Annotated in this window: 13 protein-coding genes and 1 pseudogene; 3 read left to right on the forward strand and 11 right to left on the reverse strand. The window is 69.5% G+C overall.

All coding sequences use genetic code 11. The features are described from left to right. Nucleotides 1-134: 134 nt before the first annotated feature. From ACFWWQ_RS01335 to ACFWWQ_RS01345, 3 genes are all read right to left on the reverse strand, one after another. Nucleotides 135-821, reverse strand: a complete 687-nt coding sequence (locus ACFWWQ_RS01335; protein WP_384588192.1) for a hypothetical protein — start codon at nt 819-821, stop codon at nt 135-137. A 97-nt stretch (nt 822-918) separates the two neighbouring features. Next, nucleotides 919-1,581, reverse strand: a complete 663-nt coding sequence (locus ACFWWQ_RS01340; protein WP_384588196.1) for a zf-HC2 domain-containing protein — start codon at nt 1,579-1,581, stop codon at nt 919-921. Beyond that, on the reverse strand, nt 1,578-2,111 hold the full coding sequence (locus tag ACFWWQ_RS01345; RefSeq protein WP_384588199.1) for a sigma-70 family RNA polymerase sigma factor: 534 nt from the start codon (nt 2,109-2,111) through the stop codon (nt 1,578-1,580). Before ACFWWQ_RS01345 ends, ACFWWQ_RS01340 begins: the two co-directional genes overlap by 4 nt. Before the next feature lie 496 nt (nt 2,112-2,607). Between ACFWWQ_RS01345 and ACFWWQ_RS01350 the strand changes: the two genes are divergently transcribed. Next, nucleotides 2,608-2,742, forward strand: coding sequence for a hypothetical protein (locus ACFWWQ_RS01350; RefSeq protein ID WP_384588202.1), 135 nt, complete (start codon nt 2,608-2,610; stop codon nt 2,740-2,742). Nucleotides 2,743-3,127: 385 nt separating this feature from the next. Here ACFWWQ_RS01350 and ACFWWQ_RS01355 read toward each other — a convergent pair whose 3' ends face one another. The 7 genes from ACFWWQ_RS01355 to ACFWWQ_RS01385 all read right to left on the reverse strand — a co-directional run bounded on the left by ACFWWQ_RS01355 (nt 3,128) and on the right by ACFWWQ_RS01385 (nt 11,121). Next, nucleotides 3,128-5,104: an acetoacetate--CoA ligase gene (locus ACFWWQ_RS01355; RefSeq protein WP_384588205.1), complete on the reverse strand. Its 1,977-nt coding sequence runs from the start codon at nt 5,102-5,104 to the stop codon at nt 3,128-3,130. Further along, on the reverse strand, nt 5,101-5,694 hold the full coding sequence (locus tag ACFWWQ_RS01360; RefSeq protein ID WP_384588208.1) for an RBBP9/YdeN family alpha/beta hydrolase: 594 nt from the start codon (nt 5,692-5,694) through the stop codon (nt 5,101-5,103). The genes ACFWWQ_RS01355 and ACFWWQ_RS01360 overlap by 4 nt, the downstream gene beginning before the upstream one ends. After that, a complete protein-coding gene (locus ACFWWQ_RS01365) occupies nt 5,691-6,977 on the reverse strand; it encodes an MFS transporter (RefSeq protein ID WP_384588211.1) in 1,287 nt (428 codons plus the stop codon). Before ACFWWQ_RS01365 ends, ACFWWQ_RS01360 begins: the two co-directional genes overlap by 4 nt. Next, nucleotides 6,961-7,836 carry a TauD/TfdA dioxygenase family protein gene (locus ACFWWQ_RS01370; RefSeq protein WP_384588214.1) on the reverse strand — a complete coding sequence of 292 codons (876 nt, stop codon included), beginning with the start codon at nt 7,834-7,836 and terminating at the stop codon, nt 6,961-6,963. Before ACFWWQ_RS01370 ends, ACFWWQ_RS01365 begins: the two co-directional genes overlap by 17 nt. A 34-nt stretch (nt 7,837-7,870) precedes the next feature. After that, nucleotides 7,871-8,842, reverse strand: a complete 972-nt coding sequence (locus ACFWWQ_RS01375) for a quinone oxidoreductase family protein (RefSeq protein WP_384588217.1) — start codon at nt 8,840-8,842, stop codon at nt 7,871-7,873. 26 nt (nt 8,843-8,868) lie between these two features. Then, complete coding sequence (locus ACFWWQ_RS01380) at nt 8,869-9,927, reverse strand: 3-keto-5-aminohexanoate cleavage protein (RefSeq protein ID WP_384588220.1); 1,059 nt, start codon at nt 9,925-9,927, stop codon at nt 8,869-8,871. 174 nt (nt 9,928-10,101) lie between these two features. Beyond that, nucleotides 10,102-11,121 carry an AraC family transcriptional regulator gene (locus tag ACFWWQ_RS01385; protein ID WP_384588223.1) on the reverse strand — a complete coding sequence of 340 codons (1,020 nt, stop codon included), beginning with the start codon at nt 11,119-11,121 and terminating at the stop codon, nt 10,102-10,104. Between the two features lie 319 nt (nt 11,122-11,440). On the opposite strand from ACFWWQ_RS01385, the gene ACFWWQ_RS01390 reads away from it, so the two are divergent. Further along, entirely contained in the window at nt 11,441-12,943 is a 1,503-nt protein-coding gene (locus ACFWWQ_RS01390) for a long-chain fatty acid--CoA ligase (RefSeq protein WP_384588226.1), read from the forward strand. Nucleotides 12,944-13,070: 127 nt separating this feature from the next. Here the strand turns inward: ACFWWQ_RS01390 and ACFWWQ_RS01395 are convergent. Next, nucleotides 13,071-15,320, reverse strand: a pseudogene (locus tag ACFWWQ_RS01395) (collagenase). A 360-nt stretch (nt 15,321-15,680) separates the two neighbouring features. Between ACFWWQ_RS01395 and ACFWWQ_RS01400 the strand changes: the two are divergent. Further along, nucleotides 15,681-17,153, forward strand: a complete 1,473-nt coding sequence (locus tag ACFWWQ_RS01400) for an aminopeptidase P family protein (RefSeq protein WP_384588229.1) — start codon at nt 15,681-15,683, stop codon at nt 17,151-17,153. Nucleotides 17,154-17,280: the final 127 nt, after the last annotated feature.

The raw sequence follows: 17,280 nt of genomic DNA on the forward strand, positions 1-17,280 counted from the left end.
CGCCGGGTTCCCCACGCCCCCCAACCCGGACAAGCCGACCCCGAGGCCAACCGACCCCGCCCCTGACAGGGCGCCGGCGGCGCTCCCCGGACGCGAGCCCGCGACGCCCCGCCGGCACGCGTGCCTGCCGGTCATCAGGCGGAGTAGCCGCGGCGACGACGCCTGATGACGGAGTAGCCGAGGGCCGCGGCGCCGAGGGTGGCGACACCGGCGCCGACGGAGATGAGGGTGGTGCTGTTGTCCGTGACACCCTCGGCACCGGCGTCAACGCCGCCCTTGGGCTTGTCGGCGGTCTGTCCGGCACCCTTGTCCTTACCGGCGTCGGAGTCCGCACCGCCGGCGGAAGCCTTGACGGCGAGACGCCCGCCGTCGGCGCCGACGAGGTACCAGGTGGTCCCGGCACCGGCCGGGGCGATGCCGTGCCCCTTGACATCGCCGGCCGCGGCATCCTTGGCGAAGTAGTACAGCGGCTGGTCGTTGATGGTGAGCTGCTGCTTGCCCTTGGTCGGGGCCTGCGCGGAGTCGATGTGTCCGAGTTCGCCGGTCACATCGCTGTCCGCCTCCGGCTTGTCGTCCGCGAGTGCGGCCGGCCAAGCGCCCACACACTTGTCGGCGGTGCAGCCGGAGGTGCCCGCAGAGTCCTTCTCCCAGACGTAGAGGGCGTTGCCCTCCGAGTCGGCGAGCGCCTTGCCGTACCGCGTGTCGATCAGTTTGAGTTCGCCGGTCACGGTGGACTCGGAGAGCGCGAGCGCGTTGGAGGCGCCGAGGCCGACGAGAAGGAAGGCGGCGGCCATCGTGGTCGCGAGGCGCTTGCTGGTCATGTTGTCACTCCTGTTGGTGTTGTCCTGCGAGGCAATGGCCGGCAGGTCTGGGCCGAACTGCCGTACCGGAAGGGGAAGGTGAAGCGGAGCCGCGGACCTAGGCATGACGCTGCGTCAAATCTTGTTGCTGGGCGTCGAGAATGCTGATACGGACGATGTCCCGGGCCTTGATGCCCGTGGCGCCGGTGACTTTGACTTTGCCGTTGTCGGGGCTGATCCAGACCGCTGCCGCTTCCTTGCGGCCGTCGCGGTTCTCGGTCACGAGCGTCACGCGCTCGCGCGGTGGAAGGTCACGCAGAGTGAGACGCACCTCGGTGCCCCAGGGCCGGGAAGCCAGCTCGGCGCTGCCGGTGACCTGGCCGGGGGCTCCGCCGAGAGGCATGTCGCGTACGGCTGCGGCCTGCGGCGGCGCGTCGTCACCGGACGTGACGGCGCCGAGAGCGAAGCCGACTCCTGCGGCGCAGGCGGCCAGGGCAACCCCGGCCGTGGCCAGCCGCCATCTCATCGGCCGCGCCGACGGCGGCATGGTCTCACCTCGGCCTGGAGGCACCGGTGGGGCACCTGCGGCCAGGGCTTCGGGGACGTCGAGCAGTGCGTCGCAGGCGCGGCTGCACTCGGCGCAGGCCAGCAGGTGGGCGTCGGTACGGGCCTGGTCGCGGGTGCTGAGCCCGCCGAGTACGTACGCCCCCAGCCAGCTACTGACCTGGGCGTGTTCGGACGATGGACGGAGTCGCGGGTCATCCGGGTCGGATGTGCTCATGGCATCAGCCCCTGCGTCTGCAGGGCGGCACGCAGGGCACGGACGCCGTAGTGGGCACGCGACTTGACGGTTCCCTCAGGGATGCCGATGCGTTCAGCGGTCTCCGCCACGGTGTGTCCGTGGTAGTAAAGATCCACAACTACCTCTCGGTGGGATGGGGTGAGCCGGTCGAGCGCCGCGCGTACGAGCCAGACGTCCGCGAGCCGGTCGGTCTCCGTGACCGGCAGGCTCGTCGAGTCGCTGAGGGCGACCAGTTCCTCGTGACCTCGGGGCAGTGCGGGTCGTCGGTTCTCGGCCCGGTGGTGGTCGACGAGCACGCTGCGCGCGATGGTGAACAGCCAGGACCGGATCTGGGCATGCGTGTACGGACCGTCGGGTTCGGTAGCACCCGAGCGCCACGCCCGCAGGAAGGTCTCCTGGAACATGTCCTCGGCCTGGTGCCTGTCCCGCCAACGGGAATTGAGGTATGCGCGTACCGCAGGGCCGAACTCCGACTGGAGCCCGTCGACGCTACGGATCGTCTCGGTCAACGGGTTGCCACAGCGGCTGCTGTCTGCTGGCGGGGTGGGTTCCTGTGCATGTCGACTCCCGGGTCACGGCATTTACCTTGCTCAGCACCTGGAACGATGTGCCCGGGCGCTTCGTTCAACCGGAGGCGGATTTCTTTGAGCCCCACTTCCGCGAGGGGGTTTGATCCCTTTGATTGATCTCGGATTGCCGGTATGCGGGTGGTTCATGCCCCACGCCATGTCGGTGTGGAGTCGCCGGTGAGGGCGGTGGAAGGCCGTGGCCAGTTCGTTCCTCCAGGGCCAGATGGCGGAGCTTCTTGGGTTCGGCGGCGACGAGTTCGCCGTCCAGCAGGAGGAGGCTGGTCCACACGGGCAGGTCGGTGGCGGGTTTCCAAGAACTGGACGGTCCCTTCGACCGGGGTGCCGGTGAGGAAGACCTGGTGACGCAGGCCCCCGACACGCAAGCGACACCGACAGCCGTTCCCAGCTCTCGGTGGTTGAGGCCAAGATCCGGACCATGCACGGACCAACGCGCCGCCGTCGACAGCCCCGTCGCCGTTTCGGCAGCTCAGCACCACCGCGAGTGCTGTACCACCAGCAGACGAAGAATCTGCTGGTGTCGTACTCACCGAAGAAGCTCGGGTTCTTCTAGACACCGAAAGGGGCGCCTGACCAGGGAGATTCCCGTCAGGCGCCCTCTCCGCACTTCCCACGCCGACTGCCATTCCTCCCGGGGCTCCGAAGTCCACGCCTTCTTGTGGAAAGCCCACGAATAGAGGGCACGCCGCAGCACCCGAGGCGACCGGTAAGCCGCTCCCTGCTCCGCTCGTAGGCGTAGCCACGGTCGGTGAACAGCCGGCCCGGCCGGTGACGCGGACGACCCCGGACTCCGCGTATGCAGGGGATCGCGTCGAGCGCCCGGGTGGCGCCGCGGCACGCGTATGGCCCGCCGGCCTCCTCCGTCCATCCGGCTTCCCCATCGAGGATCTGGCCGCGGAGTTCACCGATGCGCAGACACCGGCTCTGCCCGGCCCGGATCATGTGCCCTGCAGCGGTCCCCCTCTCCCACCGGTGCGCAGCTCGGCGGCGAAGTCCGCGAACCAGGCCAGCATGTCGGGCCGGGTCACGGCGCCCTCCGTGCTGACATCGGTGACGCGTGCGCCCTGGAGGATGTGTTTGACCGGGACCTCCAGCTTCTTTCCGGTGAGGGTGCGGGGCACCGCCTCGATGGGGACGACGACGTCCGGCACGTGCCGGGGCGACAGGCTCTGCCGGATCGCGCCGACGATCTCGTCGCGCAGGGCGTCGTCGAACCGCGTCCCTTCCGCAGGCACGACGAAGAGCGGCATGCAGTAGCGGCCGTCAGGCAGCTCGGCGCCGATGACGAGGCTGTCCGCGACCCGCGGAAGCTGTTCGACGACGGCGTAGAGATCGGCCGAGCCCATCCGCACGCCCATGCGGTTGAGCGTGGCGTCGGAGCGTCCGGCCACCACGACGGAGAGGTCGGCGTCGACGGTGGCCCAGTCGCCGTGCCGCCACACGCCCGGATAGACGTCGAAGTAGCTGCTCTTGTAGCGCTCGTCGCCAGGGTCGTCGACGAAGTACAACGGCATCGACGGCAGGGGTGCCGTCACCACCAGCTCGCCTTGCTGCCCTGTACGCGGCTGCCCAGTGGCGTCCCAGGACGCGAGGGCCACCCCCAGGGCGGGCCCGGAGAGCCGGCCCGTGCGCACCGGCAGCAGCGGGGAGCCGCCGGCCAGGACCGAGCAGATGTCGGTGCCACCGCAGATCGACTGGAGCCGGGCGTCGGGGGCGAGCAGGCCGCGGACCCAGTGCCAGGTGCTGTCGGGCATCGCCGAGCCGGTCTGCAGGATCGACCGCACCGCGCGGAGGTCCGTCTCGGCCGCCGGATGGGCGCCCGCCTTCTCCGCGGCCATCAGGTAGGCGGCGCCGACGCCGATGATCGTCGCGCCGGTGCGTTCGGCGATCCGCCAGACCCCGTCGATGTCGGGGTGGGTGGGGCTGCCGTCGTACAGGACGAGGGTGGTCCCGTGCAGCAGGCCCGCGACCATGAAGTTCCACACCATCCAGCTGGTGGAGGTGTGAAAGAAGTAGCGGTCGTCGGCGCGCAGGTCGACGCCGAGGCCGAGGGCCTTGAGCAGTTCGACGACGATGCCGCCGTGGCCCTGCACGATGCCCTTCGGCAGGCCGGTGGTGCCTGAGGACCACAGGATCCACAACGGGTGATCGAACGGGACGTCGGCGAAGGCCGGTTGGGCCTGCCGGCCGGATAGTTCGGTCCATCCGTGCTGTGTCACGTCTGGCCGCCGCGACCATGCCGGATCGTCCTCGGACGCGTACAGACGGTCGACGGCGACGAGGTGGCGGACCGTGGGCAGGCCGTCCAGGATCTCGGCGGCGTGCGGGCGCCGGTCGTACTCCTTGCCCGCGTAGCGGTAGCCGTCCGCGGCCACCAGGACCGTCGGCCGCGCCTGGCGCAGCCGCGCGAGCACGCTCGGCGTGCCGAAGTCCGGCGAGCAGACCGTCCAGGTCGCGCCGACAGCAGCAGTGGCCAGGAGGGCGACCACGGCCTGCGGGATGTTCGGCAGGTACCCGGCGACACAGTCGCCGGGGCCCACGCCCATCTCGCGGAGTGCGGCGGCCGCGCCTGCCACTTCGCTGGTGAGCCGGTCCCACGAGATCTCCTCGGGGTCGCCCGTCTCGGACACGGCAATGAGCGCGGGGCGTTCGTCGGTGGCGTGGGCGAGGCACTGGCGGGCGAAGTTGAGGCGCGCTCCGGTGAACCAGTGCGCGCCGGGCATCGTTGCGTCGGCGAGCACCTCGTCGTAGTCGCTGACGCCGTCCAGGCCGTAGTACTCCCAGACGGCGGACCAGAAGCCGGGCAGGTCGTCGGTGCTCCACCGCCACACGTCGGCGTATTCGGTGAACGACTGGCCGCGTTCCTTGTGCAGCCAGCTCAGGAAGTCGGCGATGTGGGAGCGGCCCGTGCTCATACGCGCGTCCCGGTGTCCGAGGCCGTGCGGCAGCCGAGCTCCTGGAGGAACTCCAGGGCCCGGGGCCATTGTCCGTACCCCGATGCGGGGTTGAGGTGTCCGACAGGGCCGACGTCCACCAGGCGGCTCTCCCAGGCGTGGGCCAGTTCGACGACGCGGCCGAAGCGGGCCAGGGGGTCGTTCGTGCTGGCCGCGACGATGCTGGGGAACGGCACGGGCGTCATCGGGGTGGGCAGCCAGCCGTTGTCGCGCAGCTTCTGCGGCGAGGGGTGGCCCTCCGGGAGCGGGGTGTCGAAGTCCGGCGGTGTCACGAGCAGGGCGCCGCGCACCGTGTGGTGGTGCCGGGCGGCCCAGTGCACGGTGGTGTGCACGCCGGCGCTGTGCGCGACCAGCACGACGGGTCCCCGGATGCCGGACAGTACGTCGTTCAGGGCTGTCACCTGCGCCTCACGGCTGAGCCTGAGGTCCGTCAGGGGCGGTACGGTCACGGCACCGGTGATCCGTGCCGCGAGGGCCGTCTGCCAGTGGTCGGGGACATGGTCGCGCAGGCCGGGGACGAGCACGACGGTGGGCGGGGGTGCGGGGTTCATGTGCGGAGCTCCGTTTTCTTCAAGGGCCGGGCCGTGGCCGCGACGAGGCCCTTGTCGTAGTGGTGCCGGCCGACGGCGAACGCGAGTCCTGCCACGAGGGCGACGAGCGGGACAACGCGGAGTGCGGCGTCCAGGCCCAGGTGGTCGGCGAGCATGCCGGTCACCGCGGGACCGGGGGCCAGCCCGAGCAGACTGTTGGCGAGGGTGAGCGTGGCCATGGCCGTCGCCGCGACGGCGGCCGGGGTCAGGCTCACCACCATGGCGGCGGCAGGTCCGGCGGTGGCGTTGGACAGCAGGGTGCCGGCACCGATGAGGACGAGTTGCAGTGCACCGGGAGGGAGTGGGAACCCTGCTGTGAGCAGGATCAGCGACCCGGCACTGCAGACGATGGCGACGGTCCATTTGAGATGGGGGTTTCTGCGTCCGAGCCGGTCGCAGACCATACCGCCGCCGACCATGCCGATGCCGGTGATCAGCGCGAAGACGCCGGCGACGAGTCCGGCCTTGGCGGGCGCCAGGCCGTAGTAGCGATCGAGGAAGGTGGGCATCCAGGCCAGCAGCGCCATCGCGAGGAACATCTGCAGCCCGCTGCCGACATAGGCGCACAGGACGGAGACGGAGGAGAACAGTCGCGGCAGGAGCGTGCGCACCTGTTCCCCGGGGTTCGGTGCGCCGCCGGGCCCGAGGACGGCCGATGCCAGTTTCCGCTCCGTCACGACGACGCTGTAGACCGCCGCCAGGACCAGTCCGAACAGGCCCATGACGGCGAACGTCCAGCGCCATCCCAGGTGTTGGGCCACGACACCGCCGATCGACACGCCGAGAACGGATCCGAAGGCGCCGCCCGCGATGAAGGTGCCGGAGAGGGTGGCCCGCAGGCGTACCGGGAACACGCTCAGCACCACGGCGATGCCGACGCTCCCGTAGGCCGCCTCACCCACGCCGACCATGAAGCGGCCCAGGAACATCTGGCCGTAGCTCGCGGAGACAGCGCAGCCCAGGGTCGCCAGGCTCCACACCACCGCGGCCACGACCAGGCTCCTGACCCGGCCCCAGCGGTCGGCGAGCAGCGACAGCGGGAAGGTCAGCAGGCCGACCATCAGGGCGACGATGCCACTCAGGGAACCCAACTGGGCGTCGGAGAGCGCCCATTCGGCCTTCAGCAGCGGGAACACCGCGTTCAGGACCTGCCGCGACATGTAGTCGGACAGCAGCAGTCCGAAGCTGAGGGCGAATACCAGCCACGCGTAGCGGCGGGGCATCGGCTTACGCGGGCCGGTCACCGGCGACCCCGGCACGTTCCATCTTGCGGACGGCAGGCCAGTAGTCCTGGACGGCGTAGTGCTGGGTGGAACGGTTGTCCCAGATGGCCACGCTGTTCTCGGTCCAGCGCCAGCGGACCTGGTATTCGGGGACCGCCGCCTGGCTGATCAGGTAGTTCAGCAGGAGGTTCGCGCCGGGGGCGTGGTCCTGGCCGAACCGGACGTTCTCGGGGGTGTGATGGTTGACGAAATGGGTGGTGAAGGCATTGACGAAGAGGATCTTCTCCCCGGTCTCCGGGTGGGTGCGCACCACCGGGTGCTCCGGGTCCGGGTAGCGGGCCTTGAGCCGGTGGCGCTGTTCCCTCGGCATGACCGCGCCGAAGCTTGCCTCGATGCTGTGCCGGGCACGCAGGCCGGCGATCTGCGTGCGGATGTGCTCGGGGAGCCTGCGGTACGCCTCGGCCATGTTCACCCAGATCGTGTCGCCCCCCACCTCGGGGGTCTCGACACAGCGCAGCACGGCGCCCATGGGCGGACAGTCGCGCCAGGTCGCGTCGCAGTGCAGGGCGTTCTCGTAGTGCTCGGGCTTGCTGTCCAGGTCCTTGTAGATGCGGACGAGGCCAGGGTGGTCGGGGTCGCTGCCGAGAACCGGGTGGTCCTCCAGCGGGCCGAGGCGGGAGGCGAAGGCGACGTGCTCGGCCCGGGTCATGTCCTGATCGCGCAGGAACAACACCTTGTGGCGGAGCAGAAGGTTTTTGATCTCGGCGAAGAGAGTGTCGTCACGGGCGGCGTCGCTGAGTTGGACGCCGTGCAGTTCGGCTCCGATGGTGCAGGTCAGCGGTTCGGCCTGGATCCGGGTCCGGGTGGAGGTCTGCGTCATTGCGCTCTCCTGGAGTGACGGGGGGAATCGGTGCTCAGGGAATCAGGACGGAAGAGCCCGTGGTGCGGCCCGCCTCCAGCGCACGGTGCGCCGCCACGGCGTCGTCGAGGGCATAGCGCTGGTTGACGCGTATCGCGATCCGGCCGGCGGCGACGTGGCCGAACAGCTCGCCGGCCAGTGCGTCCCGCTCCGCCGGCTCGGCGATGTAGTCGGCCAGCGCGGGCCGGGTGACGAACAGCGAGCCGTGCACGGCGAGTTGCATCGCGTCGAGCGGTGGCACTCCGGATGCCGTGCCGAAGCACACCAGCAGGCCGCGGCGGCGGAGCGAGGCCATGGACCCGGCGACGGTGTCTTTTCCGATGCTGTCGAGGACGAGGGGCACGCCTGCCCCGTCGGTCAGCTCCCGCACGCGCGCGGCGACGTCCTCGCGGCGGTACAGGATCGTGTGGTCGCAGCCATGGGCACGGGCGAGTTCGGCCTTCGCCTCCGTGGAGACCGTGCCGATCACGGTGAGGCCGAGCAGCTTCGCCCACTGGGAGATGATCAGGCCGACACCGCCCGCGGCGGCGTGCAGCAGGACCGTGTCGCCGGGCTTCAGCGGATGGATCCGGCGCAGCAGGTAGGCGGCGGTGAGGCCGCGCATGGTCATCGCGGCGGCGGTCTCGCAGTCGATGGCGTCGGGCAGCCGGATCAGCGGGGCGGCGGGCATGATCCGTTCGGTGCTGTAGGCGCCGAGCGGGCTGCCGGTGTACGTGACGCGGTCACCCTCGGCGACGTGGGTGACGTCGGCGCCGACGGCCTCGACGATGCCGGCGCCCTCGACACCGAGACCTGCGGGCAGCGGCGCCGGGTAGAGGCCGGTGCGGAAGTAGGTGTCGGCGAAGTTGAGGCCGATGGCCTCGTGCCGGACGCGGACCTGTCCGGGGCCCGGGTCACCGACGGTGACCCGTTCCCGCCGCAGGACGTCGGGGCCGCCGGTCTCATGGAAGCGGATGGCATGTGCCACGGGATGCTCTTTTCGTTCGGGGGTGTTCAGCGGGTCGTGTCGCGGAGCATGAACCCGCGCTGTCCGGGACGCCGATTGGGCACCATGCCGAGCCGGGCCAGGGTCTGGTCGGTGTCGGCGTAGTACTCGCCGATGTGGTAGATCTCCTTGGCCTCCGCGCCGCTCGCGATGTCACGGCCGAGGGCGTCGGCGATCCGGACCATCTGCTCGACCTGTTGGACGGAACTCATGCGCTCGCCCTTGCGCGCCCACAAGTTGTCCTCGTTGCCCACGCGGACGTGTACGCCGAGGGCGATGGCGATGGCGTTCATGGGGGCGACGGCGCGCATCGAGGACTCGATGGTGAGGACGGCGCCGTCGGGAACGCGGCGGACGAACTCGATCAGGTCGGCGGGGTGGCGCCCGGCGAACCCGCCGCCGATGGCCACGTAGTTGAGGACCAGGGGACCCGTGTACACGCCACTGCGGATGAGGCGCTCGACGGTCTCCAGCTGCGCCATGGTGGCGAGCTGGAAGTGCGGTTGGACGTCGTTGGCGTGCAGGCGCTTCAGGTGTTCGAGGTAGAAGTCGGGACCGGCCTCGACGACCATGTCGCGATATGCCCTGTAATAGTCTGGCTTGGCGATGGAGGTGCCGGCCAGGTCGTCGTCCGTCATGATCTCGACGATGTTCATCTGGCTGGTGTTGATGGCGATCGTCACCTGGTCGGGGCGTGGGGTGAGTTCGGCCAGCAGGTGACGGGTGTCGTAGCTCAGCCATTTCGCCTCGGCGCCCTCGTCCTCGGGAGCGAACGAGATGGATCCCCCGATCTGCAGGACCATGTCCGGAACGGCCTCGCGCAGCCGTCCGAGCAGGTCGTTGAACATGGACATGCGCTTGGAGCCGTGGCCGTCCAGTTCACGTACGTGGATGTGGAGCACGGTGGCGCCGGCGTTGTAGCAGTCGACGGCGGCCTGGACGTGTTCATCCATGGTCAGGGGGAGGTCGTCGGCATCGCCGGGGAGCCACTCCGGGCCGTAGGGAGCGGCCTGGATCACCAGCTTCTCCTGGTTCTCGGGCAGCAGGGAGTCATCGAGGAAGTGCATGGGTCATCTCCTGAGAAGCAGCCGCGGAGGGCGGATGGGTATCGGGCACCAGCCGGACCAACTCGTGTTGCTCGCAAGGGCGTTGCTCGAAGAGGAGCTGCGGTGTCCCTTGCGGTAGGGCCACGTTAGGAGCGGGTTGAGCGACGCGCTTCACCGGAGGTGACAGGAGACTTGTCACTTGGGGACAGGGCCGGTGGCCGCCCGGCGGGTGCGCCACTCGCGTGCACTGATGCCGAACTGGTCACGGAACCAGCGGGAGAAGGCGCTGGGGGCGGAGAAGCCGAGCAGGCCGGAGATCTCCGTCAGGGAGCGTCGCGGGTTCGCCACCAGCTGCTCCGCCAGCCGGGTGCGCGTGGCGTTGACGAGCGAGGAGAACGTCTCGCCGGACGCGGCCAGATGCCGGTGGACGGTCCTGCGGTCGACACCGAGGCTCCCCGCGACCTGTTCCATCGAGCAGCGTCCGGTCGGCAGCAAGACCTCGATCAGCTCACACACCCGGTCCAGCTCGGTGGTCTCCGAGGCCACCGCGATGGACTCGAAATACTGGCGGGCGTAGCCACGCAGGAGGGGATCCGACATCGAATTCGGGGTGTCGAGATCGGTGGCGTAGAAAACCAGGCCGTTGAATTCCCGGTCGAATTCCACCACTGGCCCGAAGTGGCGACGGTGCGCTGCGATGTCGTGAGGGGATCCGTGGGTGAAACACACGGACACCGGCCGCCAGCGGGCACCGAGGAAGACCTGCAGAAATCCATGGAAGGCGCCCACGGCCAGCTCGATGGCCTGCCGTGCCTGGCGCACCTCACCCAGCTCCAGGCTCACCTTGACGGTGGCCAGTCCGTTCGCCTCGGTGAGCCGGCTGCGCAGCATCTCGTTGTACATGCGCTCGTGGCGGACCAGGAGCCGGATGACGCTGCGGACATCGGGTTCTTCACGCAGGACGAGGCTGATGGGCCCGAGATTCGAGAAGCGGCGACGCTCCGCGAGAAGCAGGCCGAACTCCTCTCGGCGGGCAGCCACGGCGGAGAGTTCGAGAAGTTCGGTGACGGCTACGCCCGAGATCCATCGGTCCTGGACAGCAAGCCCGACCGGGTCGAGGCCCACCCGCTTCATCAGGGTGCGCGGATCGATACCGAGGGACTGGCTGAGCTCTACGTAGCTGCTCAGTGCTGCGTTGCGGACCAGTGGCTTCATCGGGGCACTCCAGGGCTCTGTCCCCAATTGATAAGCCATTCGTCCCGCCAGGTCAAGCGATGCGTCAGGTCGTGACCTAGCGTGGCAGCACCGCGGAGCCCTCACGGAATTCCGGCACAAAACACCTTGGCAAATCCTCAGCATTTTGGAAAGCCATCGCCACCGGCTCGAATTCATGGAGGGATGCAGGATTCCATCCCGGGTGTCACGGAATGCGCCGATGAAGAAAGGAGAAGCGTGGTGCGCGGGCCATCAGCAGCGTTTCCCCCTGGGGCCTGCCATGCGACGGGCCTGAGGCCCCCGACAACGAGGAAGCCACATGACCGACCTGTTCGCACTCCTGGCCCGAGCTGTCCGGTCCCACGCCGACCGGACGGCCGTGCGGCAAGGCGGTGCCCAGCTCACGTACGCCCAACTCGACGACATGACCGCCCGGTTCGCCACACTCCTGCGCGCCGAAGGGCTGCGCGCGGGCGACCGCGTGGCGGTGGCCCTGCCCAACGTCATCCACTTCCCCGTCGTGTACTACGGCATCCTGCGCGCCGGTGGCGTGGTGGTCCCGATGAATCCGCTGCTGAAGTGCGGCGAAATGACCTTCGTGCTCCGTGACTGCGGTGCCCGTCTGGTGGTTGCCTCCCCCTCCTGCTCGGACGAGGCCGCACCGGCGGCGGCGCAGGTCGGTGCGGAGTGCCTGGTCACGGATCCGGTGGTGTTCACCGCGATGCTGCACGCGGCTCCGCCGATGACCGGAGCGGCCTGCGGCACCGGCGACGACACCGCAGTGATCCTGTACACGTCCGGCACCACGGGGACTCCGAAAGGTGCGGAGCTGACGCATCGCAACCTTGTGAGCAACGCGCTGACAACGGCGCAGACGCTGCTGCGCGCGGGGCCTGACGACGTCCTCTTCGGCGGCCTCCCCTTGTTCCACGCGTTCGGACAGACCTGTGCCCTCAACACCGCGGTCGCGGCGGGCTCCTGCCTGACCCTGCTGCCCCGCTTCGACGCGGCCGAAGCTCTGGAGACACTGCACCGGGACCAGGTGACCGTCTTCCTGGGGGTGCCCACGATGTACAACGCGCTCCTCCAGCACGGAATCGGGCGGCCCCTGCCGCGGCTGCGTCTGGCGGTCTCGGGCGGCGCCTCGCTGCCCGTCGAGTTGTTGCACGCCGCCGAGCGGGAACTGGGCGTCACCGTGCTGGAGGGCTACGGCCTCTCGGAAACGTCCCCGGTGGCCTGCTTCAACCCGCCGGACCGGCCCCGCAAGGCCGGCTCCATCGGGCTTCCCGTTCGCGGGGTCGAGCTGCGGCTCGTCGCGGACGACGGTTCGCCGGTTGGCCCCGGCGAGGTCGGCGAACTGGCGATCCGGGGCACGAACGTCATGAAGGGATACTGGAACCGGCCTGACGCCACCGCACACGCGTTGCGTGACGGGTGGTTCCACAGCGGCGATCTCGCTCGTGTCGACGAGGACGGCTACTACTTCGTCGTCGACCGCATGAAGGACCTCGTCATCCGCGGCGGATATAACGTGTATCCGCGCGAGATCGAGGAGATTCTGTACCAGCACCCGGACGTCACGGAAGCCGCAGTGGTCGGTGTTCCCGACCCCGCGCACGGTGAGGAGATCGCCGCCGTGCTGGTTCTCCGGCCCGGCGCCCGCACGACGTCGGACGAACTGCGCGACTACGTCAGACAGCGGGTGGCGGCCTACAAGTACCCGCGGATCGTGCAGTTCGTCGCCGCATTGCCCAAGGGAGCGACGGGCAAGATCCTCAAGCGGGACATCGTGGTCGCTCCGCCGAAGCCCCTGGACACCTGACCGTCACGGCCGGTGCTGCCGAGTGGGCCGGGGCCGGGGCCGCACCATGGCGTCCCCGCCCTCGCAGAGCCGGCCTGCGGTGGGGCAACTCCCTTCCGTAGGCCAGCCGTTGTGTGTGCGGAGGTGCTCAGTGCCGGATGGAGACGGTCCTGCCGTCGAAGTCCGCCACGGCGTGCGGGCTGATGCAGCCGTATCCGGGTGCCGGGTGGCCGAGGGTCGGCGTGTGCGCGTTCCCGGCGCCGTCAGCCCGCTGCGTTTGCCGTTCCTGCCCGGCTTTCCCGGTGCCGCTCCCGGTTCACGCGGCCCCGGGCCCGGTGGACGGGTTGGCGCCGGTGCCGCAGTTGCCGGCCGCGCAGGCGGTCAGCCAGGTGTTCCAGTCGGCTTCGTAACGGTCACCGATGGTCGAGGTGAGCAGGGTGCGGGCACCGTTCCAGTCGCCCTTGCGGTAGAGGCCGAGGAGCGTGTCGGCGTCCGCACGGTGGGACTGCAGCATGTAGCGGACGGCCAGATAGCCCCAGTTGTAGACCCGGGTCTGGTCGGCGTTCTCGTAGGTGGTGTCGAACAGGGTCCGCAGGGAGTAGGTGTGCTTTGCGGCCTGCGTGGCGGCGTCGTCGTAGTTGATCTTGCGGTACGAGTAGGAGACGTACTCCGCAAAGCCCTCGACCCACCAGACGGTCGGCGTGGTCAGTCCGGCCTCGAAGTCGCCGTACATGTCGAAGCGGCCGTCGAGGTAGTGCGTGTACTCGTGGTTGAGGTTCCAGATCTGGAAGTCGGGGCGGGTCCACTCGGCCTCGTAGGCGATGAAACGGGGCTGGTTCCCGGCCGCCGCGGGGTCACCCTCCAGGTACATGCCGCCGTTGTTCGTGTCGATTCCATAGATCGCGCCGGCGTACGTCTGGTAGTCGGTGCTGGAGTCGAAGACCACGACCTCGATGGTGTTGTTGTTGTCGCCGTCGACCGGCCCCTTGTCCCGGGTGACGTCATGGAAGTAGGCGTCCTGGTTGCGCAGACTGGTGCAGCTCGCGTCGAGGTCCTCGGCGGACATCTGCTGCGCGAGGATGCGGATGCTTTCGCTGCAGGTGTAGCTGACGGGGAGGACGGCGCTCTTCAGGCGTTGGGCGAGGTCGCAGGTGTCGTAGTACGAGCAGTTCGCCTTGTCATAGGCATCGACCATCTGCGCCAGGCCGACCCAGAGCGGGGCGGTGGGGCCGGTGAGGGAGCTCTTGCCGAGCAGCCCAACGGCCAACGGGCTTGCCTTGGGGCGCAGGGAGTCTTCCTGAAGGAAGCGGCCGAGCTCAAGTCCCGCGTTGGAGGCCAGGAACGACTGCTTCGTGCCCAGCAGGTCGAGATGGTGCAACGCGAAGTCGCTGAGGGCGTCCAGCAGGCTGGGATCGGCCTCCACCGCGGCGACGAACTCCGGCACCTGGTGCCCGCGGAAGGTCACCGTGTACACGCTGTTCACGGCATTGACCATGTACCAGGAGCTGTTGTACGAGGAGTCGTAGTCGGCGAGCAGCCGCTTGACGACGGACAGGTAGCGGGCGTTCTCCACCGCACTGTCGATCAATATGACGGCCTCGGACAGGGTCTCCCCGTTGGCGTCGGAGACGTCGAAGGCGTGCGAGGAGGCGAAGAACGCGTCGAGCGCGCCCTGGATCGCCGTACGCAGCTCCGGCCCATAGCTGCCCACGGTGTCGGGGTCGTAGTACTGCACGTAATACCCGGCTCGGAGGTAGAGGACCAGCTGGGGCATGCCGGTACTGCTGTCGCCGGGGTAGGCGGCCGATCCGTCGCGCATGGCGTTGGCGACGGTGACCATCTGCGCCTCGCGGAAGGCCAGATAGCCGTCGTTGCCCTTTACGCTGAACAGCGTGTTGATGCAGTCGGTCGTCGAGGACTTGATCTGCTGGACCAGTTCGCTTCCGGTGCGGCTGGTGAAGTCGCTGACGTTGCACTCGGCCGCGGTCCGGGCCTTGGAGCCGGCCTTGCCCCTGCCCTTGGAGGCGGCCTTCATCGAAGGCGCCGGGTGGCTCGGGAGCGCGGTGTGGGGGTCGTCGTAGTCCCGCCGCAGTGCGTCCTTGGATGCGGACAACGGCGGGCGGTCGGCGGCCTTGAGGGCTTTGCGGCCGACGTGAGCGGCGTCGCCCGCAGGTGCAGTCGGCGACTCGGCGGAGGGACCACCCGGCCCCGTGGCGGGTCCGCTGCCCGTACGGCCCTGACCGGCGTCACCGGTCCGGGTGTGACCGGTCACTGTCGTCGCGGCGAGGCGTTGCTCGGTGGCCTGGCTCGGTGCGGAGAGCAGGCCCACGCCCAGGCATGCTGCCAGGACCGCAGTGGACAGTCCGGTGAGTCTCTGTCGAACCGTTCGGTTCTTCACGTGCCGCCTCCCAGCGGAGTGGTGACCGCGCAAACGGCGCGCGGCTGTGGGGGAATGCTCGGGGGGTGGGGCCGGGCCGGGTCCGACCGTTCATGTGGCATGAACACGCCTTCTCCCCTCTGCGCGCTGTACAATGGCACATGTCACATGTCTTTCGGAAGTACTCTCACGCGCATTCATTTCCGTGCCAACTCGCCGCCACAGCAGTCACGTTCGGCCCCGGCCCGCGTACACCGCGCCGACTGCCGCCATCGGAGTCCTGACCGCCAGACCCCTGTCCGGGGCAGCTGCCCCGGACCGAAACCAGAGCCCCGATCCCCGAGATCCGATCCCCGAGATCCGACAGAGTCCTGAGGAGCAATGTCCGTGTCTCACTCGCTCTCCGCACCCCGCACCAGCAGCCATGACCTGCCGGTGTCGCCCGCACTCGACGCCTTCATGAGCACGGCGTGGGCGAACACCCCGCTATCGGCGGATCTCCGCGTCCCCTCGTACGACGCCACTCCCTCCCGCCGCGCCCGGTTCGCCGCACACTTCCCGGGCGAGCGCCTGGTCCTCCCGGCCGGCACGCTCACGGTCCGCTCCAACGACACCGACCATCGCTTCCGTCCGCACACCGGCTACGCCTGGCTCACCGGCCTCACCGGCGAGGACCAGGCCGGCCATGTCCTCGTCCTGGAACCCGACGGCGACGAGCGGCACGAAGCGGTGCTCTATCTGCGGCCCCGGTCACCGCGCACCGGCCAGGGCTTCTACCGCGACCGCAGGTACGGCGAGTTCTGGGTCGGGCGCAGGCCCGACCTGGCGGAAGCCTCCCGGATGACCGGCATCCGCTGCGCGCACCTGGACGACTGGGAGAAGCTGATGACCGGGCCGCAGCCCCCGACACGGGTACTGGGCGGCGTGGACCCATCCGTCGACGAACTCCTGCGTTCCTGCCGCTCGTTCCCGCCCCGACGGTCGGCTCCGGCGGGGCCGGAAGCGGTACTCAGCGAACTCCGACTCGTCAAGGACCCGTGGGAATCCGGCCAGTTGCAGCATGCTGTCGATGCCACGGTTGCCGGGTTCGAGGATGTGGTGCGAAGCCTTCCGCAGGCGCTGCGGCACCCGCGCGGGGAGCGCTGGATCGAGGGCGTCTTCGATCTGCGGGCCCGGCTGGAGGGGAATGGTCCGGGCTACTCCACGATCGCCGCCGCCGGTGCGCACGCCTGCGTCCTGCACTGGATCCGCAACAACGGCCCGCTGGACCGCGACCAGCTGCTCCTCCTGGACGCCGGCGTGGAGACCGATTCGCTCTACACGGCCGACATCACCCGTACCTTGCCGCTGTCCGGCCGCTTCTCCGCCGTGCAGCGCAGCGTCTACGAGCTGGTGCTGGCCGCTCAGGAAGCGGGCATCGCGGCCCTGCGCCCGGGTGCACGATTCCGTGACTTCCATCTGGCGGCCATGAGGGTCATCGCCGAAGGGCTCCACGAGTGGGGCGTGTTGCGGATGTCCGCCGATGAGGCGCTCCACGCCGACAACGGATTCTACCGCCGGTACACGCTCTGCAGCAGCGGACACATGCTCGGCATGGACGTTCACGACTGCGCCCAGGCACGCGCCGACGCCTATCTGGACGGTCACCTGGAGGTCGGCCAGGTACTGACCGTGGAACCGGGGCTCTATCTCCAGCCCGATGACGAGACGCTGCCCCCGTCCCTGCGCGGTATCGGGGTGCGGATCGAGGACGACCTCGTGATCACGACCGACGGTGCGCGCCTCATGTCGGCCGCGCTGCCGCGCACCGCCGACGGAATCGAGGAGTGGATGGCCACCCTGCTCGACAGTTGAGCAGGACCGCTCCCGCCGTCGGGGGCCCCCGGCGCCGGGGGGGCGCCGGCGGGGGGGGGGCCCCCCCGGGGGCCGCGCCCGGGGCGGGGGGGATGGCGCGGGGGCCCGGCACGCCACCCCCCCGATC

This window comes from Streptomyces sp. NPDC059080, assembly GCF_042739975.1.
GTDB classification, from domain to species: domain Bacteria; phylum Actinomycetota; class Actinomycetes; order Streptomycetales; family Streptomycetaceae; genus Streptomyces; species Streptomyces benahoarensis.